Annotated in this window: 20 protein-coding genes, 1 tRNA gene, 1 riboswitch and 1 other annotated feature; of the genes, 6 read left to right on the top strand and 15 right to left on the bottom strand. The window is 44.2% G+C overall.

Features of this window, described 5'->3' with window-relative positions; genetic code table 11:
• Positions 1-3: 3 nt before the first annotated feature.
• The 4 genes from ACXACN_RS19500 to ACXACN_RS19485 all read right to left on the bottom strand — a co-directional run bounded on the left by ACXACN_RS19500 (position 4) and on the right by ACXACN_RS19485 (position 3,377).
• A complete protein-coding gene (locus ACXACN_RS19500) occupies positions 4-921 on the bottom strand; it encodes a PLP-dependent cysteine synthase family protein (RefSeq protein ID WP_474966716.1) in 918 nt (305 codons plus the stop codon).
• A gap of 23 nt (positions 922-944) precedes the next feature.
• A complete protein-coding gene (locus ACXACN_RS19495; RefSeq protein ID WP_474966714.1) occupies positions 945-1,400 on the bottom strand; it encodes an S-ribosylhomocysteine lyase in 456 nt (151 codons plus the stop codon).
• A gap of 4 nt (positions 1,401-1,404) precedes the next feature.
• Positions 1,405-2,049 (bottom strand): class I SAM-dependent DNA methyltransferase, encoded by a 645-nt coding sequence (locus tag ACXACN_RS19490; RefSeq protein ID WP_474966712.1) that lies wholly within the window; start codon positions 2,047-2,049, stop codon positions 1,405-1,407.
• Between the two features lie 155 nt (positions 2,050-2,204).
• Positions 2,205-3,377 (bottom strand): DEAD/DEAH box helicase, encoded by a 1,173-nt coding sequence (locus tag ACXACN_RS19485; RefSeq protein WP_474966711.1) that lies wholly within the window; start codon positions 3,375-3,377, stop codon positions 2,205-2,207.
• A gap of 428 nt (positions 3,378-3,805) precedes the next feature.
• Here ACXACN_RS19485 and ACXACN_RS19480 point away from each other — a divergent pair, with 428 nt between their 5' ends.
• Positions 3,806-4,993: a M14 family metallopeptidase gene (locus ACXACN_RS19480; RefSeq protein WP_474966709.1), complete on the top strand. Its 1,188-nt coding sequence runs from the start codon at positions 3,806-3,808 to the stop codon at positions 4,991-4,993.
• Between the two features lie 83 nt (positions 4,994-5,076).
• On the opposite strand, the gene ACXACN_RS19475 is transcribed toward ACXACN_RS19480, so the two are convergent.
• The 3 genes from ACXACN_RS19475 to ACXACN_RS19465 all read right to left on the bottom strand — a co-directional run bounded on the left by ACXACN_RS19475 (position 5,077) and on the right by ACXACN_RS19465 (position 8,122).
• Positions 5,077-5,415 (bottom strand): hypothetical protein, encoded by a 339-nt coding sequence (locus tag ACXACN_RS19475; RefSeq protein WP_474966708.1) that lies wholly within the window; start codon positions 5,413-5,415, stop codon positions 5,077-5,079.
• A 105-nt stretch (positions 5,416-5,520) separates the two neighbouring features.
• Entirely contained in the window at positions 5,521-6,894 is a 1,374-nt protein-coding gene (gene argH, locus ACXACN_RS19470) for an argininosuccinate lyase (protein ID WP_474966707.1), read from the bottom strand.
• Complete coding sequence (locus ACXACN_RS19465) at positions 6,887-8,122, bottom strand: argininosuccinate synthase (protein ID WP_474966706.1); 1,236 nt, start codon at positions 8,120-8,122, stop codon at positions 6,887-6,889. The genes argH and ACXACN_RS19465 overlap by 8 nt, the downstream gene beginning before the upstream one ends.
• A gap of 52 nt (positions 8,123-8,174) precedes the next feature.
• Positions 8,175-8,387, bottom strand: a binding site (T-box leader).
• 328 nt (positions 8,388-8,715) lie between these two features.
• On the opposite strand from ACXACN_RS19465, the gene ACXACN_RS19460 reads away from it, so the two are divergent.
• The 4 genes from ACXACN_RS19460 (at position 8,716) to queE (ending at position 11,198) form a co-directional block, all read left to right on the top strand.
• On the top strand, positions 8,716-8,859 hold the full coding sequence (locus ACXACN_RS19460) for a hypothetical protein (protein ID WP_474966704.1): 144 nt from the start codon (positions 8,716-8,718) through the stop codon (positions 8,857-8,859).
• 353 nt (positions 8,860-9,212) lie between these two features.
• A riboswitch (PreQ1 riboswitch) is annotated at positions 9,213-9,257 on the top strand.
• 87 nt (positions 9,258-9,344) lie between these two features.
• On the top strand, positions 9,345-10,010 hold the full coding sequence (gene queC / locus ACXACN_RS19455; protein ID WP_474966703.1) for a 7-cyano-7-deazaguanine synthase QueC: 666 nt from the start codon (positions 9,345-9,347) through the stop codon (positions 10,008-10,010).
• Complete coding sequence (queD, locus tag ACXACN_RS19450) at positions 10,010-10,477, top strand: 6-carboxytetrahydropterin synthase QueD (RefSeq protein WP_474966701.1); 468 nt, start codon at positions 10,010-10,012, stop codon at positions 10,475-10,477. The genes queC and queD overlap by 1 nt, the downstream gene beginning before the upstream one ends.
• Positions 10,470-11,198, top strand: a complete 729-nt coding sequence (gene queE / locus ACXACN_RS19445) for a 7-carboxy-7-deazaguanine synthase QueE (RefSeq protein WP_474966700.1) — start codon at positions 10,470-10,472, stop codon at positions 11,196-11,198. Before queD ends, queE begins: the two co-directional genes overlap by 8 nt.
• Before the next feature lie 44 nt (positions 11,199-11,242).
• On the opposite strand, the gene ACXACN_RS19440 is transcribed toward queE, so the two are convergent.
• The 8 genes from ACXACN_RS19440 to ACXACN_RS19405 form a co-directional block, all read right to left on the bottom strand.
• Positions 11,243-11,410 (bottom strand): YqaE/Pmp3 family membrane protein, encoded by a 168-nt coding sequence (locus tag ACXACN_RS19440; protein WP_474966699.1) that lies wholly within the window; start codon positions 11,408-11,410, stop codon positions 11,243-11,245.
• A gap of 7 nt (positions 11,411-11,417) precedes the next feature.
• Complete coding sequence (locus ACXACN_RS19435) at positions 11,418-12,161, bottom strand: phosphatase PAP2 family protein (protein WP_474966697.1); 744 nt, start codon at positions 12,159-12,161, stop codon at positions 11,418-11,420.
• Between the two features lie 370 nt (positions 12,162-12,531).
• Positions 12,532-13,320, bottom strand: a complete 789-nt coding sequence (locus tag ACXACN_RS19430; protein WP_474966696.1) for an ABC transporter ATP-binding protein — start codon at positions 13,318-13,320, stop codon at positions 12,532-12,534.
• A gap of 53 nt (positions 13,321-13,373) precedes the next feature.
• On the bottom strand, positions 13,374-14,555 hold the full coding sequence (locus tag ACXACN_RS19425; protein WP_474966926.1) for an ABC transporter substrate-binding protein: 1,182 nt from the start codon (positions 14,553-14,555) through the stop codon (positions 13,374-13,376).
• A gap of 94 nt (positions 14,556-14,649) precedes the next feature.
• A complete protein-coding gene (locus ACXACN_RS19420) occupies positions 14,650-15,711 on the bottom strand; it encodes a branched-chain amino acid ABC transporter permease (RefSeq protein ID WP_474966694.1) in 1,062 nt (353 codons plus the stop codon).
• 4 nt (positions 15,712-15,715) lie between these two features.
• The gene (locus ACXACN_RS19415; protein ID WP_474966692.1) at positions 15,716-16,600 is read right to left on the bottom strand and encodes a branched-chain amino acid ABC transporter permease; all 885 of its coding nucleotides are present in this window, start codon (positions 16,598-16,600) and stop codon (positions 15,716-15,718) included.
• A gap of 1 nt (position 16,601) precedes the next feature.
• A complete protein-coding gene (locus ACXACN_RS19410; protein ID WP_474966691.1) occupies positions 16,602-18,485 on the bottom strand; it encodes an AMP-binding protein in 1,884 nt (627 codons plus the stop codon).
• A gap of 15 nt (positions 18,486-18,500) precedes the next feature.
• Positions 18,501-19,274, bottom strand: coding sequence for an ABC transporter ATP-binding protein (locus ACXACN_RS19405; protein WP_474966690.1), 774 nt, complete (start codon positions 19,272-19,274; stop codon positions 18,501-18,503).
• A gap of 331 nt (positions 19,275-19,605) precedes the next feature.
• Between ACXACN_RS19405 and ACXACN_RS19400 the strand changes: the two genes are divergently transcribed.
• Positions 19,606-19,678, top strand: a tRNA-Ala gene (locus ACXACN_RS19400).
• Positions 19,679-19,712: the final 34 nt, after the last annotated feature.

Genomic DNA, 19,712 nt, shown 5'->3' with positions numbered 1-19,712 from the left:
TCCTCACTCCTCATAGATCCCTTGACTTAAATATCGTTCGCTACTGTCTGGAAAGATGGTTACGATTCTTGCTCCTGGCTTCGCCCTTTCAGCTTCTCTGCATGCAGCTTCAAAGGCTGCGCCCGATGAACTGGCTACGAGCAAACCTTCGTTTAATGCCAATTCTCTTACACGTTGAAAAGCAAGATCATCCGGTATCGTATGAATCGCATCGAAATAATTCGTATCCATGTAAAAAGGTAGAAACTCCATCCCTATCCCTTCTGTAAGGTGAGGACCAGGTTCTCCTCCATTCAAAATCGATCCTTCTGGTTCAACGACCACCGTTTTGACTGATTCCATTTGTTCTTTTAAAAAACGGGAAGTGCCCATAAATGTCCCTCCCGTGCCAGCACCGGCAACGAAAATGTCGATCTCCCCGTTCATATCTTTTACTATTTCCGGTCCGAGGGATTCGTAATACGCATCTGGATTGGCTTGATTATGAAACTGCTGCGGACTGAAGGAATGAGGGATTTCGTTGCACAATTGTTCTGCTTTCTCAATAGCCCCCTTCATTCCTTTTTCAGTCGGGGTGTTTACGACTTCAGCCCCCAGCGCTCTCATCAGGGTTTGCTTCTCTTGACTGAACTTTTCCGGTGTTACAAAAAGAACCCGATACCCTTTTCCAATCGCAGCAAGCGCCAGGCCAATTCCGGTATTTCCCGCCGTGGGTTCAATGATTGTTCCCTCCGGCTTTAATAAGCCACGTTCTTCCGCATCCTTAATCAGTTTTAAACCCAGACGGTCTTTGATACTACCGCCTGGGTTCATGAATTCAAGCTTGGCAAAAATTCTAGCTTGATTCGGAATATCGGAATGAGTGAGTTCGATCATTGGTGTCTGACCAATTAATGATTGTATATTCTTCACGTAACCCATCGCATTCTCAACTCCCGTTATTATTAAAAGACTTCCGTCCATTCATCACGTTTTTCCAGTAGTTCTTTTGCCAGTTGCTGAGCACCTTCAAGACTGTGGCTCGCTGCAAAGCCGCACTGCACTTCGTTGCATGCCGGAACTTCTTCCGCTTCCAAAACATCTTGAAGAGTCTTCTCAATGACTTCGAGGACATTATCATAATTGTCGTCATTCAGAATGGCAATGTAGAAACCTGTTTGGCAGCCCATCGGTCCAATATCAATGATGCGATCGTGATGATTCCTGCTGTTTTCTGCCATCAAATGCTCAAGAGAATGAAGGGCAGGCATATCCATATGTTCCTGGTTTGGCTGCTTAATACGAAGATCATATTTGTAAATCTTATCTCCGTTCTCTCCTTCTGTAACTCCTACAAGACGTACGTAAGGGGCCTTAACTTTCGTGTGGTCAAGATTAAAGCTTTCAACGTTCATTGGCATATGATCATCCTTCTCCTTTTTTAGCCTGAATGAGCCAGGCGTATTTGTTCAGTTGTTCAAACGTTACCTCAAAACCGTTGATGACAAACATCTCTCTTAGTTCTTCTAGAAATGGGTAGTATTCTTCCTGCAAATCCTGCGCTAAATTTAAAAATCCTTGTCTTTCCGCGGTTTCGATCAACTGTTGTTTATGTTCAGCGTCCTTAAATATCGTGTCGATAAAAACGACTTCTCCATCATCTTCAAGACGATCTCGAAAGTTCTGGATCGCTTCCACTTTCTCATTCGTCGTCAAATGATGAAAAGCGAATGAACTGATAATGGACCGGATGGGTGTTAATAGTTTCGGGTAATCCAGAAAATTGCCATCATAGATAGCGGCTTCCGGGCATTTGACCTTAGCGATTCTTCGCATTTCAGAGGAAGGTTCAATCCCTAGAACAACCTTGTTCTGGTCGATAACCTTTCTCGTCAAATTCGCCGTCCCTACTCCGAATTCCATGACCGGGGATACGGAAAGTTCGGCTAAACGTCCCAACATTTGATCGTACCCTTCAAAGACTTCACGATATTCCGGATCTTTACCAGCTACTGTATCGTCATATGAACTCGCCCATTGATTAAATAGGTCGACGAATTCCATCCCCATAAATTTCATCTCTCCTCATTATTTATAATTCCAATGCGTTAACTCGGAATTATGTTTATAATGTATCATATTTCAAAAGGTTCCTCAATGTTATTGTTTTTCCAATAAAAAAGTTCATGAAAAAACCAGAGTCTTTAAGGGACTCTGGCTGTGGCTTATCTTCTTCTTTTTTTATGGCGGGAAGTTGTTTCTTCTACCTTTTCTCTTTTTCCAGGAGAAAGGTGCGCCATAGACCTTCTTTCTAGCTTCTGTTTAATATGCTGTTCTATTTGTTTTAATGCAGCTTTATCTTTTGGCGCTGCAAAAGTAATCGCTAATCCCTTGCCTCCCGCTCGCCCTGTTCTACCGATCCGGTGAATATAGCTCTCAGGATCCTGCGGAATATCATAATTGAATACGTGAGTAATGCCTTCCACATCCAGTCCCCTGGCCGCAACATCTGTAGCTACAAGATACTGAATTTTAGCATCCCGGAAGCGCTTCATGACTTTTTCTCTTTTGGCTTGAGAAAGGTCCCCGTGCAGCTCATCGGATTCATATCCTTTGGCAGTCAATGCATCATTCAGCTTTTTCGCTCTGCGTTTCGTTCTACAGAATATGACTGCAAGAAATGGCCTGTGTTCACTCATGATTTCAATAAGAGCGTCTTGTTTCGCTCGATCTGTTGTTTCATATAACAATTGTTTGATGTTAGAAACCGTCACTTTTTCCTCTTTCACTTCAATCCGCTCTGGGTTATGCGTTATTTTTTTGGCTAATGAATGGACTTGTGAAGTGATGGTCGCCGAAAATAACATCGTTTGCCTATTAGAACCACACTGGTTAATAATGTCCTGCACATCAGGAAGAAAGCCAGCTTCCAACATTTGATCAGCTTCATCAAGGACAAGCTGATGAATATTGGACAAGTCAACCGTTTCTCGTCTCAAATGATCCAATAATCGACCAGGAGTCGCAATGACTACATGGGCTTTTCCATTCAATTTGTTTGCTTGTTTAGCCACATCCTGACCACCATACACCGCAAGGACATGAGTTTTTTCGTTTTTAAGCTTGTTTACCTCATGCGTAATCTGCAATGCCAATTCTCTCGTCGGAGTGACAATGACAGCTTGTACAGCCTCCGAAGATGGATCTACTTTTTCTAAAATGGGCAAAACAAAGGCGAAAGTTTTCCCTGTTCCCGTCTGAGCTTGGGCAATGATGTCTTTTCCATCCATAAGAGGCGGAATCGCCTGTTCCTGTACAGGTGTTGGCGAAGCAATCCCCTGACGTTTCAGCTTATCAGTCAATTCTTTCGATATCCCTAATTTTTCAAATGGTTTCATTTATTGTTCACTACCTTCTATAAAATTCATTCCGTTATTTATTCCACATAAGCGCCCGCTTGTGGAATACTCAGTTTTGAGATAATCGGGGTTCGTTTACCGTGTTGGGCGTCAGGGGTGGAGGGGAATGGCGAGACTCCTGCGGGAAGAGAGTGTTTGGTGAGACCCCACAGGACGAAGTCCGAGGAGGCTCACCGCGCTCCCGCGGAAAGCGAGTCATTCCCCGCAGCCCCCATCTACTCAACAAAAGTCTCGAATTCAAGTCTTCAAGAATCCTGCCAGATCGTTGAATATGACCATTCCTTTATTGTACCTGAAAATAAGGGGTGATGTTGGGATAGGAGAAAATTGGTCGAGAGATGTTTGTTCATCAATTCTACCCTTTTCCATATAGATATAAAAAGGACTGCCAAAAAAGGGGGGCTCTTATGGACGTTATAGTGAGAAGTGGTGATACATTATGGTACTACTCCAACCTTTTTAACGTACCGTTGAACTTAATCATAGATTCCAATCCACAAGCGGATCCATCTTCGCTTCAAATCGGACAAACCATCCGCATCCCCGGTTATGAAACAAGCCCGTATCGCGTGCAAGCCGGAGACACCTTTTGGAAAATTGCCAGTGAACGAAGAATTTCATTGGATGCCATTGCTTTGTTGAACCCTTCCGTCAATCCTAGAATGCTTCAAATCGGTCAGGTTTTATCCCTCCCCGTTCAAGTAGCTTTCCGAGTTGTCGATGGAAACCGACCTTACGACTTTAACATACTCACGACTGATTTGAATGAACTTTACGAACTATACCCTTTTGTCAGAAGACAGACGATCGGAAATAGTGTGATGGGGAAAGATCTTATAGAACTTCAAATCGGCCGTGGTCCGAAAGTGGTTCATTGGAATGGGTCATTCCATGCGAATGAATGGATTACTACTGCAGTAATCATGCAATTTCTTAATGACTACTTGCTGGCACTAACAAATAAGGAGACTATACGGGGGCTTGAAATCCATCCTTTTTACGAGGAGATAACACTTTCTATTGTCCCAATGGTCGACCCTGATGGTGTGGACCTCGTTTTGAACGGACCGCCCGAAGGGGATTTTGGAGAATTAGCCTTAAGAATTAATGAGGGAAACACGGATTTTTCGGGATGGAAGGCAAATATCCGAGGGGTGGATTTGAATAACCAGTTCCCAGCCAAATGGGAGGTCGACGCAGCAAGGAAACCAACTTCTCCTGCTCCGAGAGATTTTCCTGGTGATCAACCGTTGACAGAGCCCGAGACGGTGGCGATGGCTGAGCTTGCAGGTGCCCGAAATTTCGAAAAGATGCTCGCTTTCCACACCCAGGGAGAAGTGATCTATTGGGGATACGAGGGTCTTGAACCTCCCCGTGCGATGACCATTGTAAATGAATTTGAAAGGGTAAGCGGCTATAAACCCATCCGTTTCATAGATAGCTTTTCGGGCTATAAGGATTGGTTTATTCAGGACTTTCGCCAACCTGGATTCACTGTAGAACTAGGGTTAGGGGTAAACCCCCTTCCCCTTGAACAGTTTGATGAAATTTACCAGGAAACAATAGGGATCTTTTTGGCAAGTATGTACATGTAGACATCTTGAAAATTTCTTTATAAACATCCCTCTAACATGAAAAACCCCTGCGGCATTCATACTGCTGCAGGGGTTTCTCTGTTTTAAAAGGCTTTTCTATCCATATGACCGTTGTGCTCTTTGATGACGTTAATCGCCCGGTCATACTCCTCTTCTTTAATAGAAAAATGGAGCACGTGAGTCAGATGCTTTTTATCAGATAAGGCACCTTCACGGTCATGTTTTGGTGAGGCGACCTCAGTAAAGTTGAAGGTGCCACCTCCTGAATTTGTTGAGCCGGCTACAGGAACGACAGGGGTCATATCTACATCCTCAGGAATGGCCTCCACTGTTTCCTGCTCGACCGATAATGATTGCAGTGATGCTTTTGCACTTTCTGCATCGTTTTCTGTTGAAAAATAAGCTTGAATTGTCTTTGCCATACGATCATCCCTCTCTATAAAAGGTGGTATGGTTATAGTATCCTTCCCTTATCCTTTTCAAACCTTTCCAAGCCTCTTAGCGTGGCAAACGAAAGAACACCTCTGTTAGGAGAGGTGTTCTTTCGCCAGCTGGATTTGCTTTTGCACTTGATCGAACCCCGTTCCTCCTTCACTGTTCCTTGCCGCTACGACTTGATTTGGGTTCAGCTTTTCAAAAATATCCGCTTCGAAAAGCGTGGAGAAGTCCTGATATTCCTCCAGAGTCAAGTCCAACAAGTACTTATCCTGTTGGATCGAATACAAAACGATTTTCCCGATTACTTCATGGGCTTCCCTGAACGGCAACCCTTTAACTGCCAAATAGTCTGCAATATCTGTGGCATTGGAATAGTCTTCATTGACCGCCTGCTTCATTTGATCTCCTTTGACCTGCATGGATGCAAGCATCGGAGCTAACAGGGATAAGGCCCCTTCAAGCGTTTCAACTGTATCGAACATTCCCTCTTTGTCTTCCTGCATATCTTTGTTGTATGCGAGAGGCAGCCCCTTCAGCAATGTAAGCAATCCCATCAAATGGCCATAAATCCTTCCCGTTTTCCCACGGAGCAGTTCAGGTACATCAGGATTCTTCTTCTGAGGCATAATGCTAGATCCTGTACAAAAAGCGTCATCCAATTCAACGAATTGAAACTCCTGACTCCCCCACAAAATTAATTCTTCAGACAAACGTGATATATGGGTAATCATTATGGAAGAAATCGATAAAAACTCAAGAATAAAATCGCGATCGCTGACTGCATCCAGGGAATTCGGATAAGGCTGATCGAACCCGAGAGCATCGGACGTCATTTTTCTGTCAATCGGATAGGGGGTCCCCGCAAGAGCTGCTGCCCCGAGGGGTGACCAGTTGATACGCTTCAGGCTATCCTTAAGCCGCTCTTTATCCCGCTCAAACATCCAAAAATAAGCCATTAAATGGTGACCAAACGAGACAGGCTGTGCACGCTGCAGATGGGTGTATCCTGGAAGAATCGTTTCCACATGCGTTTCCGCCTGCTTCACTAAGGAGGATTGCACCGCTTCTACTAGCTCCATCAACTCTTTCGTTTTTTCACGCAGATACAGGTGCATGTCCGTCGCCACTTGATCGTTCCGGCTTCTCCCGGTATGCAGCTTCCCTCCAACCGGTCCGATTTCGTCAATGAGTAATTTTTCTATATTCATATGAATATCTTCGTGTTCCACGGAAAAAGTGACTTCCTCTTTTTCCACTTTCTCTTTAATCGTTAGCAGACCTTCTTTGATTTGCATGACTTCATTATCCTGGATGATGTTACAGGCACCGAGCATTTCCACATGAGCGATACTTCCTTCAATATCCTGCAAAGCCAGTTTTTGATCAAAGGTGATGGAAGAGGTGTACTCTTCCACCAATTTATTTGTTGGCTTGGTAAAACGACCGCCCCACAATTTAGTCATGCTGGCTCACCACCGCCTGGTCCAGTAACTTCGCTCCTTTATGAACGTCCGCATGGACTTTTGTCGGCAATCCCCACAACTTAATGAATCCGACGGCTGCATTATGATCAAACGCATCTTCTTTCGAGTAAGTGGAGAGTTCTTCATTATATAAGCTTACCGGCGATTTCTTACCAATCACTGTATGATGCCCTTTGAACAACTTCACTTTAACGGTTCCAGTGACAACTTGTTGAGTAGAGTCAACGAATGCAGAAAGAGCTGGCTGAAGTGGAGAATACCATAGGCCGTCGTATATGATTTTGGAAAGTTGCTGATCAACGCTGACTTTGTATTGTGAAACCTCTCTTGTTTGTGTCAAAAATTCCAGTTCTTTATGGGCATTGATCAAAATCATGGCTGCAGGGTTCTCATATACCTCTCTCGATTTAATTCCTACAAGGCGATTTTCTGTATGATCAATTCTGCCAACCCCGTGTTTGCCTCCCAGTTCGTTTAAGTACTCAATTAGTGGAACAAGCTCCATTTTTTCTCCGTTCAGTCCGACAGGTTTCCCTTCAATGAAATCAATCTCAATCGTTTCCGGCTGATCGGGAGTCTTTTCAATCGGATTGGTCCAGGCATATGCCGCTTCCGGAGCTTCTTTCCAAGGATCCTCAAGTACTCCTGCTTCACAAGCACGGCCCCAAATGTTTGCATCGATGGAAAATGGGTTTTCCAGATTTACAGGGACCGGGATTCCGTTTTCTTCTGCATAAATGATTTGCTCATCACGTGTCATTCCCCACTCACGAACGGGAGCAATGACTTCAAGATCCGGGTTCAACGCTTGGATAGAAACTTCAAAACGCACCTGGTCGTTTCCCTTCCCTGTACAACCATGAGCGACAGCGACAGCTCCCTCCTGCTCGGCTACCTCTACGAGCAGTTTAGAAATCAGGGGACGAGAAAGGGCAGAAGATAATGGATATTTCCCTTCATAAAGAGCATTCGCTTTGAGGGCAGGCATCAAATACTCTTCAGCCAATATTTCTTTGGCATCCACCATGATCGCCTTGATCGCGCCTACATCAAGCGCCTTTTTACGAATTGTTTCCAAGTCCTTCCCTTCCCCAACATCTAGTCCTAGTGCAATGACATCATATCCATATTTCTCTTGAATCCATTTAACAGAAATCGATGTGTCCAATCCACCTGAATAAGCTAATACTACTTTTGGTTTTGTCATAGTGATTACCTCCTCGATTATTGTCCATAAAAAAATCCGTCTCCTACCTTGGGTAAGAGACGGATTTTGAATCATCCGCGGTGCCACTCTCATTGTCTGTATGTCAGACCAACTCGATGCTGATAACGGGGGCTCCCGGTCCTGGCTACTCGTTTCACCGAACATCTCAGAAGTGCGTTTCCGTATCAATCCGTCACCAGGCTTCCACCGCCCCCGGTTCGCTGTCGACCGTATTCATACGTACTCTCTTCGTCCACGAATGTATTTTTATAATTAATTGTTTATAATTATACAAAATCATATGCAGAAGTCAACAGATAAAACACATTTTCAAAGAAAGTTTCTCAGATTCCCATTTTCATAACCCCTCCTTCCACAAACGCTCCCTTTTCTTGAAGACTCAGTTTCGAGATGTTCCCGGGAGGCGTTACCTGGTAGAGCGTCAGGGGTGGCTGGGAAGCAACTCGCTTTCATAGTAAGGAGAAACGCCCCCTATACCTAGAGGAATGGGCTCCTATTCCCCAAATTATGGCAGGTATAAAGTGCTCTGTATCAAGCTTATAAATTCTGAAGGCCTGCTGAGGAGAGGTTATATGATCTATGGTCCTCAGTCATTCAAGCTGATTGTTCCAGTAGTGATTTCGAGAATCTTCCATGGCAAAGGGGCGGAGGGGAATGGCGAGACTCCTGTCTTAAGTGTGCAGGCGCCTCGATCAGCGGCGTATGGACTGGACTGAGCTGGCGGAGATAAAGGGAACACGAAGAACGAAGTGATTCGATGTTGACTTATCGTACAGAAGCGAGGGAAGTCTCACTAGCCGCTAGGCGCCGGAACCGGATATCTAAGAGGAAGAGAGTGCTTGGTGAGACCCCACAGGACGGCAGTCCGAGGAGGCTCACCGCGCTCCCGCGGAAAGCGAGCTATTCCCCGCAGCCCCATCCACTCAACAATAGTCTCGAAATCAAGTCTTCAAGAATCCTGCCATATTGTTTAATAATGCTCAGTAGATAATTTGGATATGTCAGGGTTTCCAGGGGAATATTCTCGTGTTAAGATGAGTAGGGTAAATTAAATAAAGTCTGCTTCAGGGCAGGAGAGGTTCTAGCGACACCCTCTATAAAAAACTAAGGATGGAACTGCACCTTGCCTTAGGTGCGGTTTTTTTAATGGTTTTGGGTGTGTAGAATTCTCTTTTTCGAGTATGAAAGGAGAATTTTTTTTATGGAAAAAAACAATAAAGCTGTGGTTGTATTCAGTGGCGGGCAGGACAGTACCACCTGTTTGTTCTGGGCATTGAAGAAGTTCGAATCTGTGGAAGTCGTTACGTTCGATTACAATCAACGGCATAAAGAAGAAATAGAAGTGGCGAAAGAAATCGCTGAAGATCAGCAGGTGCGTCACCATGTCCTTGATATGTCTTTACTTAACCAGCTCGCTCCTAATGCTTTAACACGGGATGATATTGAAGTGAAAGATGGGGAAGAGGGGGAACTTCCTTCTACTTTTGTGCCGGGAAGGAATCTATTATTCTTGTCTTTTGCTACAATTCTTGCGCGTCAGATTGGAGCAAAACATATGGTTACCGGAGTCTGTGAAACAGACTTCAGCGGTTACCCTGACTGCCGGGATGTTTTTGTTAAATCCTTGAATGTCACCTTGAATCTATCTATGGATGATGAATTCGTTATTCATACCCCGCTCATGTGGCTGGACAAAGCAGAAACTTGGGAAATGGCGGATGATTTGGGCGCTTTTGACTATGTCCGGGAGAAAACTTTGACATGCTACAACGGCGTACGCGGAGATGGGTGCGGGGAATGCCCGGCTTGTGAACTACGCAGGAATGGCCTTGATACGTATATCGCTAAAAAAGAGGTGACAGAATAATGTACGGCTTTACCATTGTTGAAAACTTGGAGAAAATCGATGATCACATCAAACGTCATGAGCTGAAATATCACCAAAAGCGCGTCCTCGTAAGCAAAGAATTCACTTTCGATGCTGCCCATCACTTGCATTGTTATGAAGGAAAATGCAAGAACCTTCATGGACACACGTATAAAGTGATATTTGGAGTGAGCGGCTTTGTTGATGACATTGGACTTGTCATTGATTTTGGTGACATCAAGAAGATTTGGAAAGAACAGATTGAAGTTCACCTTGATCACAGGTATTTGAATGATACACTTCCGAACATGAATACGACGGCGGAAAACATGGTCGTGTGGATCTATGAAAAAATGGAAGATGCCTTGAAAAACAATCCGAATAAATGTCGTGTTGAATTTGTGAAACTATATGAAACTCCGACGAGTTATGCAGAAGCAAGACGGGAGTGGATGATCGATGAATAAGTTTCCCGTACTCGAAATTTTCGGACCGACCATTCAAGGTGAAGGGATGGTCGTCGGTAGAAAAACGATGTTCGTCCGTACCGCCGGCTGTGATTATAGTTGTGCATGGTGCGACTCTGCTTTTACATGGGACGGAAGCGCCAAACATGACATTGAGCGTTTAACCTCGGAAGAAATCTTGAACCGACTTATAGAAATCGGAGGAGATCAATTCGATCATGTCACCATATCAGGTGGCAATCCGGCTCTATTAAAAAATTTATATGAACTGATTGGTCCGCTTCATGAAAGAAACATCGAAGTGGCCCTTGAGACACAGGGCAGCCGCTGGCAGGAATGGTTCACCCAAATTGATGACCTGACCCTCTCCCCTAAGCCCCCCAGTTCCAGGATGAAAACGGATTGGAGTATTTTGGATGATATCTTTAATCGACTGGAAGCTGCTGGCCGACAGAAGAACACGAGTATCAAGGTGGTCATTTTTAATAATGAGGACCTGACTTATGCCGAAAAAGTCCATGAACGTTATCCTCATGTCCCTTTCTTTTTGCAAGTCGGCAACGACGATTTGGAAGAAAAAGAAGCAGGAACATTAGCGAGTCACCTCCTCGATCAATATGAATGGCTGATCGACCAAGTGGTCGCCTCTTCCAAGCTGAATAAAGTTCGCGTTCTCCCACAAGTGCACGCACTTGTCTGGGGGAATAAGCGAGGGGTATAAAAGAAAAGCCTGACAGCATGTGTGTATGCTGTCAGGCTTTTTTCTTATCCTCGTTTTTTACCATCATAATGCCCCTTCACTACAACGGCTGCATGGACTGCTCCAGGGACAAAGAAAATCAAAGTTAATAATAAGTTTAATAGCGCCTTTAGTGGTTTACCTGTCAGCAAAACAGCTAAAGGTGGCAAAAATATGGCTAATATATACAACATGGTTCAATCACCCTTTCTCTTGCTTCCTTTCAGTCTTCCCTTCTGAGTGAGATTGAACACTCCCCGATTGTCTCCTTCTCTGATTCCATATCGTGATTTCAAGTGCCGCTATACACACAAGCAGCCATGCCAGACCGAATAACATCCCTCCTACGACATCTGTGAAAAAGTGCACGCCTAGATAAACCCGGGAAAGTCCGACAAGTGTAATCAATATACCCAGTGCTATATTAATGGTCCATTTCCAAGATTTCTTCAATGGACTGATGACGACTAAATAGATGAGAAACCCGTAAAAAACCACGGATCCTGTTGTATGTCCACTTGGAAAACTGAAACCCGTGCCATCATACTCGGCCAGCACTTCAGGACGTTGGCGCTCGAAGGTAATTTTCAATAATTTCGTCAGAGAACTAACCCCAATCATGACAATCACAAAATAAATGCCTACCCACCGACTAAATGGGGAGAAAAACAATAAAAAGATAAGCAAGGCTACAGATGCTATGGATATGAATAAAACGGAGCCCAAGTCCGTCGTCCATCCCCAAAACGTATCCAACCACGGGGTAGTGATGGACCTCACTACATCTGTCGCTGCCTGATCAACAACGAACTTTTCCTGTTCAAGGACATCTGCCGCAAGTTCAGTAAAGAAATAAACGGCTCCGCCCACCAATGCAAAGCCCGCTAAAATAATAATAATAGACGCTTTCGAAAGATCTGAAAGCTTTGTTCCTGAAAACAACATCTCAGTTCCTCCTGACTACCACTGATTCTTCTTACCCCCTTCCCCTAATTGAGAACGGTTAACCTTGGAATACAAATATCAATACTCTATAGATGCCACAGTTCAACGTAAACAATTAATATAAAACGATAGTTCTAGTCTTACCGGATCGTTACGAAGGAAAACATGAATATCAATGACATTGGCGATCAACGTCCTCATTTTTATTATTACTCTTTTTCCCATAATCTTAATTCATTAACAAGTTTCCGTTTTTTGCGACATAGTGTATCTGTTCTTCACTAGAATTATTTCCTGGACAATAAAAGACACTCCCTGTCCAGGAAGTGTCTTTACCGTATAAGCTTCTTCTTTTATTTTTGTTGCCTCTCTAGATCCATCGTTGTTTTTTCCTGTAGGATTTTACATCTCTATAATTTTTCCGCCCTTCTTCGCTCATACCCAGATAATGTTCTTGGACTTCCTGGTTAGAAAGAAGCTCAGATACCGGCGCTTCCATAACAGCCCGGCCGTCCTCTATAATATATCCATAATCTGCGATGGAGAGGGCTACATTTGCATTTTGCTCAACGACAAGGATAGACATCCCCTCTTCTTCATTGATCTGTTTGATGTTCTGAAAGATTTCTTTGACAAGAAGCGGCGCAATGCCAAGAGACGGTTCATCCAATAACAAAAGTTTCGGTTTCGCCATGATCCCTCTGCCGATGGCGAGCATTTGTTGTTCTCCCCCGGAAAGCAAACCCGCATGACGGGTGCGTAACGTCTTTAATTTTGGAAAATAATGATAGACACGATCCATATCTTTCTTAATATTCCTTCGGTCTTTTCTTGTATGAGCACCTGCTGTTAAATTTTCTTCAACCGTCAGATGCTTGAAAACTCTTCTTCCCTCCATGCTTTGAAAAATACCTTTTTGAACAATTTTATCTGGACTCATTGACGTAATGTCCTCTTCCTGATAAGTGATTTTCCCTTTTGTTACCTGACCATTATCTCCCCCAAGCAAACCAGAGATTGCTTTGAGTGTCGTTGATTTTCCAGCTCCGTTACTCCCCAACAATGCCACGATATCTCCATCAGGGACCTCGATGGACATCCCTTTTAATACTAAAATCATTTTAGAATAGACGACTTCGATATTATCCACTTTTAACATGCCGGTTCACCTTCCTTTAGAAAAAGGGGCCTCTATATGAGCCCCCTGCTTCTTTAATCTTCATGACTGAAATAATCGGTGATGACTTCAAATTTCCCGTTTTTCACTTCGGCTAGACGGACTTGATTCGTTCCCGCATGGTCTTCTTCTGAAAAAGTGACGGGAGCGGCTAGACCACCCAAATCCAAGTCTCTTATTTGTTCAATTCCTTTACGAATTCCTTCTCCATTCAGTTCTTCTGAATTCCCTATACCTTCAGCCATGATCTTGGCGGTTACCCATCCTTGAATGAATTTTTGGCTGACATCTTCCAGACTTTCCCCTTTGGACTGCAGGTGCTCTTCAACTTCAGCAAGCCCTTCCAAGTCTTCATAAGGAAAAGCGTGGGTGACGACCCCTAACATTCCCTCTGCCGCATCCCCAGCAATTTCTACAACGCCTTCACCTGTCGCCCAGTTCAAACCGATGAATTGGGTATCAATGCCAAGCGTCTGTGCTTCTCGTAAAATCGTAGCAGTTGCTCCCCAGGTTTGCTGAATAATCGCATAATCAGGGTTTGTTTCTTCCATATTCAACATTTGGGACTGTGCTTCTGTCGCTGTCACAGGTATGACTTGTTCATCCACAACTTCCACGCCTGCCTCAGCCGCATATGCTTTAATATCCTCAATCGGTGAACGCCCGAACGCGGTATCGTTGTAAAGGAGAGCAAGCGTTGGATTGTCACCTTCGTGATTTTCCTTGATCCATTTCACCACAGCTCGTCCTTGATCAGAATATGTAGCAGCTGTCAAAAAGTTGTAGGGACTCTCCTCTAAATTCTTCAAGTTTTCCGAATAGGAAGCAGAGAAATACGGAAGTTGGTCATTGGCTACTTGCTGACGAAGCGCTTCTGTATCCGCCGTCCCCCAGCCAAGAATAGCCGATACATCATCTTTGTCACGCAACTCTTGGTACAAACGCTGTCCTTTTGCCATATCGTAGGCGTAATCGTCACCAATCAGTTCGACTTTGACACCTTCTATTCCACCTTTACTATTGAGATAGTCAAAGTAAGCTTTCTCACCTTCTGAATATGGGGTTCCGACATCACCCGTACCTCCTGTAATATCAAAGAGAGCTCCAATTTTTACAGTGTTTCCATCAGAAGCTTCAGCATCTCCTCCAGAGGCACCTTCATCTCCAGCACAAGCAGCCATGATACCCACCAACAGAACGAAACACAACAAGAGCATGGTCGATTTTACATACGTTTTAATCAATTCCCCAACTCCCTTTCTATGGTTAGATTGTCTAAAATTAAAGTAGAAAGATCTATCTCTCCATTTGCTAATATGAAAATGGCCAAACTTTGAAGTAGTTTTTGATATTACTCCAAATATGCGCCAAGCCTCCAGGTTCAAAGATGAGAAACAAAATGATGGCTGCCCCAAAGGCAAGTTCCTGGAAAGCGGCTAGCGTGTTTTGCATATCCGGCATATAGACAGCGATATAATCCATTACAAAACCGAGCCCCACAGGCAAGAGTGTAATAAAAACAGCACCGAGGATCGCTCCAAGGATGCTCCCAAGGCCACCCACTAAGATCATCGCCAAGTATTGGATCGATACCGTAATACTATAAAGTTCCGGGCTTACAATCATCGTATAGTGAGCAAGCAGTGCGCCAGCAATCCCAACAAAAAAGGAACTGATGGCAAAGGAAAGTACCTTGTAAGTGAACAAATTAATGCCCATAATTTCTGCCGCTACATCCCGGTCGCGCACAGCTAGAAACGCTCTACCCGTACGGCTGCGGAATAAATTCAAGGAATATACGATGGTAAAAAGCAGAATGATCAGGCACAAATAGTAGTAACTGCTTGCAGACATTAAAGAAAAGCTTCCAATGGATGGCCGCTGAAGCACCATTCCAGAGGTCCCGCCAGTCAAGCCTGTCCACCGGCTGATGATAAACAAAATGATGAACTGAGCAGCCAGGGTTGCAATCGCTAAATAAAGTCCTTTCAGTCGCAGGGATGGTATTCCGAACAATGCCCCTACAGAAGCCGTAACAAGACCTGCGACAGGTAAAGCCACCCAAAAGCTCAGCCCTAACGTACTTGTCAAAATGGCTGATGTATAACCACCCACACCAAGGAAGGCACCGACACCGATCGAGATTTGTCCTGTAAATCCTGTCAATATGTTTAATCCGATGGCACCGATCGAAGCAATCGCACATAACGTTGCAAGTCCAATGACATAATTATCAGCAAGTAACGGAAACAAGAAAGCCAGAATCGCGAGACCAAGCATTCTGATTTTCACACGTCTGATTGAAAAAATGGCCATATCTTTCTCGTAACGGGTCTTGTAGTTGCCACATTCCATCACAAATGGATTTTTCATATCGTCACACCCTTTCCATTCCACCTTTTCCAAAGAGACCGTACGGTTTGATCATTAAAATTAAGATGACAACGATGAATGGGAACACTTCTTTCAACCCCCCACCAACAAGAGGGTCAATGTATCCACCTGCCATGCTCTGCAAAATTCCTATGATAAATCCACCCACGATGGCCCCAGGGATACTATCCAATCCTCCAAGTATGACCACGGGCAAAACGGTAAGGCCGATCACACTCATGGTGGCGTTCACTCCATTAATATTTCCAAGCAATACACCACCGACAGCTGCGACGATACATGCAATCGCCCATGTAATGGCAAATACCCGCTTCACGTTGATCCCCATGCTGGCAGCTGCCTGGAGATCATCCGCTACAGCACGCATCGCCACTCCCATTTTTGAGAACTTGAAAAAGATCGTAAAAGCAAGGAGTAGAATCATAACAATAATGAACGACCATAAATAGACCGGCGTAATCAGAACTTCACCGAACGTAACCGGGGTGTTCGGAAAGAGATTTGGATACACGCGCGTCTGGTGACCCCATACCATATGGACCAACCCTGCAAGCAGGTTACCGAGCCCAATCGTCGCCATAATGACCGAAATGGTCGGGGCATTCAGTAACGGTCTAAGTACGACTCTCTCAACCATTAACCCCAGCACCCCACACACGCCAAGGGTAACAGCAAGAGCTACTAAAAAGGGGAGTTTCAAAGCAGTGACCAGCGTCAAACAAATATAGGAACCAATAAGAACAAACTCTCCATTTGCGAGATTCAAAGCATCACTGGCTTTATAGATGAGTACAAACCCTAAAGCTACAAGCGCATAAATACTTCCTACTACAATGCCACTGACAAGCATTTGCATAAAAAAAGTCAACTCATGCCACCCCCTGTGATCGATCCAATAAGATAACCGGGACGATTTCCCCTTCATCCGCTTCTTCAGGATAAAGATTTGAAAGTGTATCGAACTGCCCGGAGTCGTTATATAACGCAGCTAAATACCGCTTGTAATGCTTTTCCACCGTTCTTTTTACCGTTTTTTGTGTCGAAGTCATTTCCCTCTCACTTAGTCCTAACTCTTCAGGAAGGATGACGAACCGTTTAATTCGACTTTCTTCAGGTAAGGATGCCATGATTTCAATGACTTGATCCCTAATAAGATCAATGATCTCCGGATGCATGGTCAAATCCCGGTAACTCGTATACGAAATTTGATTCTTTTCTGCCCAACGCCCCACACTTGCCCGGTGGATCGTAATCATGGCCGTTAAATAGGAACGCCCCTCTCCGAAGACAACCGCTTCTTGTAAGTAATTACTTTTCCGAAGCTCACTCTCAACTTCACTGGATGACAATCCATCGGTCGAATCCAAGGCCAAGCGCTCCTCCATTCTCCCGCGTATTTCCAATTCACCTGACCTCAGGATATCCCCGTAGTCCCCAGTTGAAAATTCCGTCACAGGATGATCGCCGAGATAGCCGGCAAAGACTTGGAGACCCTCCGCTTGTATTTCGCCTCTGGAGGCTATGTTCATGGATAACCCAGGCAGCGGTTTCCCAGCCCCTGCTGCTGTCCATTCCCCATCCCTCTGAATGGTGGCATATCCTGTTGTTTCGACTAACCCATACGTTTGTTTCACATTGACCCCCAGTCCTTGGAAAAATTCATAGGCATCTTCATTCAACCGGCCGCCAGTCACATAGGCGCGTTTTAAACGGGAGAGTCCTAAATGGTCACGTATAGCACTGTACATAAAGAAGTCATTGATCGAGTATTTCAGTTTCGATAAAAAAGAGACCGAACGGTTGCTCAATTTTGCTCGTGCATTTTTTTCTATGCCAGTTTCAGTGAGTTCATAGATCTTTTTCTTCAAACGTGTGGAATCATTGATTCGAATTCGGAAGCGGGTCAGCATATTCTCAAATGTTCTTGGAGGTGCTTGGATCAAGTGTGGGCCGATTTCTCTTAAATCGTTTAAAATAGTGGATGGTTCTTCAGGGAAATTGATCGTCATGCCTCTTGTCAGAGACAGTCCGACCGCCATCACTTGTTCACAAATCCAAGCAAGCGATAAGAAGGATAAGTAGTCATCATCGGCTTTAACGGGGTCTACTTCATGAAGAGATAAAGCCGTTTGAATCAAGTTGGTATGTGTGAAGGTCGCGGCTTTCGGGTCACGCGTCACCCCGGACGTGAATGTAATGAAAGCAATGTCGAGTGGTTGTACTTTTTGAATTTGATGCTCAAAAAAAGTCGGGTCTTCACTGGCGCGGGTTCTACCCACGGCCTGAACGTTTTTTAGATGGATAAGCTTTTCATGAGTGTAGGACCTAAGGCCTTTTTCATTATAAAATAAGATCGCCTCAATAGTTGAAAACGAATCAATAATTTCAAGCAGCTTGTCTACTTGTTCCTGATCCTCTACAACTAATACCTTCGGTTCACATTCGCGCAGGTAATGAGCCAACGTTTCCGGGGAGGCATCTTGATAAATCCCTACAGGCAATGCTCCAATCGCCTGGGCTGCGAGTTCTGCCACTAGCCATTGCGGCCGATTGTCGCCGATAATTCCAATACGGTCACCAGACTGGATGGATAACTCCTCTTGGAATCCAAGAGCCAGTGACTCAACCTCTTTATAATAATTGTGCCATGTCCATTCTTTCCAAATGCCCAAATTCTTCTGTCGAAAGGCTACTTTCCTCCCTTCATTTTCCGCTTTTTCAAATAAAAGCTGAGGTAGCGTTCGGTGCGTCATTCCACAATTCCCTCCTTATGTGGTCACTTCTTGTTCACCCAAATAGGCTTTGATAACATCCGGGTTCTTCTGAATTTCTTCAGGTGTACCAAATCCGATACGTTTCCCAAAGTCCAACACAGCAATTTTGTCAGAGAGGTCCATGATGACTCCCATATCATGTTCAATGAGAAACACTGTAATGCCATTCAGTTCATGCATATCTAAGATGAACCGGGCCATGTCCTCTTTTTCAGCACTATTCATCCCTGCCATCGGTTCATCAAGCAGAATCACTTCAGGTTCAAGAGCAAGGGCACGGCCCACTTCGACTCTTTTTTTCAATCCGTAAGGAAGTGTACCGACTGGCGTATGACGGATGTCCTGCATTTCAAGAAATTCTATGACTTCCTCCACGGACTGACGGTGCACGACCTCTTCCTTCTCCGCACCACCCCAGTAAAGTCCACCAGCGAAAATACCTGCTTTCATTTTGACGTGACGTCCAAGCTTCAGATTATCCAGGACAGACATATGTTCAAACAGAGCGATATTTTGAAATGCACGGGCAATACCTAGAGAAGTCCTTTTGTAAGGCTTCATTCTCAGTATTTCTTTACCGTTAAAGCGGATTGAGCCTGCAGTCGGTTTGTACAGTCCACTTATACAGTTCAGCATGCTCGTCTTCCCTGCTCCATTCGGCCCAATCAAAGAAAAAATCTCACCTTTCTCTAAATGATAGGACACGTTGTCCAAAGCCTTTACTCCACCGAATTGCAACGAAACATTTTCGACCTCTAGAATAGGCAAAAGCGAGAATCCCCCTTTTATGTAAGCGTTATCATCGTTATAAAAGTATTATATAGCCTTAAAGAGAGAAGTCAATATAGTTTTTGTAATTTTGAGAATATTAAGTATATTGTTAGATTATGTAAAAACTTCTGACCTTTTGATATGAAAGGGGTGGAATCGGTCCCGCGACCCTCCCTCCAAAATTAAAATTTATTATATAATTTCACAACCTCCCATCTTCATTTTTAATGCTTTCCTTATTTTGAAAACAACCATCTATGAAGAATACAAAAAACTCTTGATTTTTATCAACGATCTAGATAAAATAATAATTGTCGAAAAAATATACGGGGCATTAGCTCAGCTGGGAGAGCGCTTCGCTGGCAGCGAAGAGGTCAGCGGTTCGAGCCCGCTATGCTCCACTGCTTAGAGCCACCATTTCTATTACTTGAAATG

This window comes from Halobacillus sp. AWM4_238 (assembly GCF_056158265.1).
The sequence above is the reverse complement of the archived record's forward strand: the minus strand, read 5'-3'. Positions and strand labels throughout refer to the sequence as shown.

Excerpts from the sequence above, each read along its gene's own strand:
- ACXACN_RS19460 (WP_474966704.1), top strand. The coding sequence starts at position 8,716 with ATGATCTATGGTCCTCAGTCATTCAAGCTGATTGTTCCAGTAGTGATT.
- ACXACN_RS19410 (WP_474966691.1), bottom strand. The coding sequence starts at position 18,485 with ATGACGCACCGAACGCTACCTCAGCTTTTATTTGAAAAAGCGGAAAAT.
- ACXACN_RS19430 (WP_474966696.1), bottom strand. The coding sequence starts at position 13,320 with ATGTTAAAAGTGGATAATATCGAAGTCGTCTATTCTAAAATGATTTTA.
- queD (WP_474966701.1), top strand. The coding sequence starts at position 10,010 with ATGTACGGCTTTACCATTGTTGAAAACTTGGAGAAAATCGATGATCAC.
- ACXACN_RS19435 (WP_474966697.1), bottom strand. The coding sequence starts at position 12,161 with ATGTTGTTTTCAGGAACAAAGCTTTCAGATCTTTCGAAAGCGTCTATT.
- ACXACN_RS19420 (WP_474966694.1), bottom strand. The coding sequence starts at position 15,711 with ATGAAAAATCCATTTGTGATGGAATGTGGCAACTACAAGACCCGTTAC.
- ACXACN_RS19480 (WP_474966709.1), top strand. The coding sequence starts at position 3,806 with ATGGACGTTATAGTGAGAAGTGGTGATACATTATGGTACTACTCCAAC.
- ACXACN_RS19475 (WP_474966708.1), bottom strand. The coding sequence starts at position 5,415 with ATGGCAAAGACAATTCAAGCTTATTTTTCAACAGAAAACGATGCAGAA.
- ACXACN_RS19500 (WP_474966716.1), bottom strand. The coding sequence starts at position 921 with ATGGGTTACGTGAAGAATATACAATCATTAATTGGTCAGACACCAATG.
- ACXACN_RS19485 (WP_474966711.1), bottom strand. The coding sequence starts at position 3,377 with ATGAAACCATTTGAAAAATTAGGGATATCGAAAGAATTGACTGATAAG.
- argH (WP_474966707.1), bottom strand. The coding sequence starts at position 6,894 with ATGACTAAATTGTGGGGCGGTCGTTTTACCAAGCCAACAAATAAATTG.
- ACXACN_RS19440 (WP_474966699.1), bottom strand. The coding sequence starts at position 11,410 with ATGTTGTATATATTAGCCATATTTTTGCCACCTTTAGCTGTTTTGCTG.
- ACXACN_RS19490 (WP_474966712.1), bottom strand. The coding sequence starts at position 2,049 with ATGGGGATGGAATTCGTCGACCTATTTAATCAATGGGCGAGTTCATAT.
- ACXACN_RS19495 (WP_474966714.1), bottom strand. The coding sequence starts at position 1,400 with ATGCCAATGAACGTTGAAAGCTTTAATCTTGACCACACGAAAGTTAAG.
- ACXACN_RS19465 (WP_474966706.1), bottom strand. The coding sequence starts at position 8,122 with ATGACAAAACCAAAAGTAGTATTAGCTTATTCAGGTGGATTGGACACA.
- queE (WP_474966700.1), top strand. The coding sequence starts at position 10,470 with ATGAATAAGTTTCCCGTACTCGAAATTTTCGGACCGACCATTCAAGGT.
- ACXACN_RS19425 (WP_474966926.1), bottom strand. The coding sequence starts at position 14,555 with ATGCTCTTGTTGTGTTTCGTTCTGTTGGTGGGTATCATGGCTGCTTGT.
- queC (WP_474966703.1), top strand. The coding sequence starts at position 9,345 with ATGGAAAAAAACAATAAAGCTGTGGTTGTATTCAGTGGCGGGCAGGAC.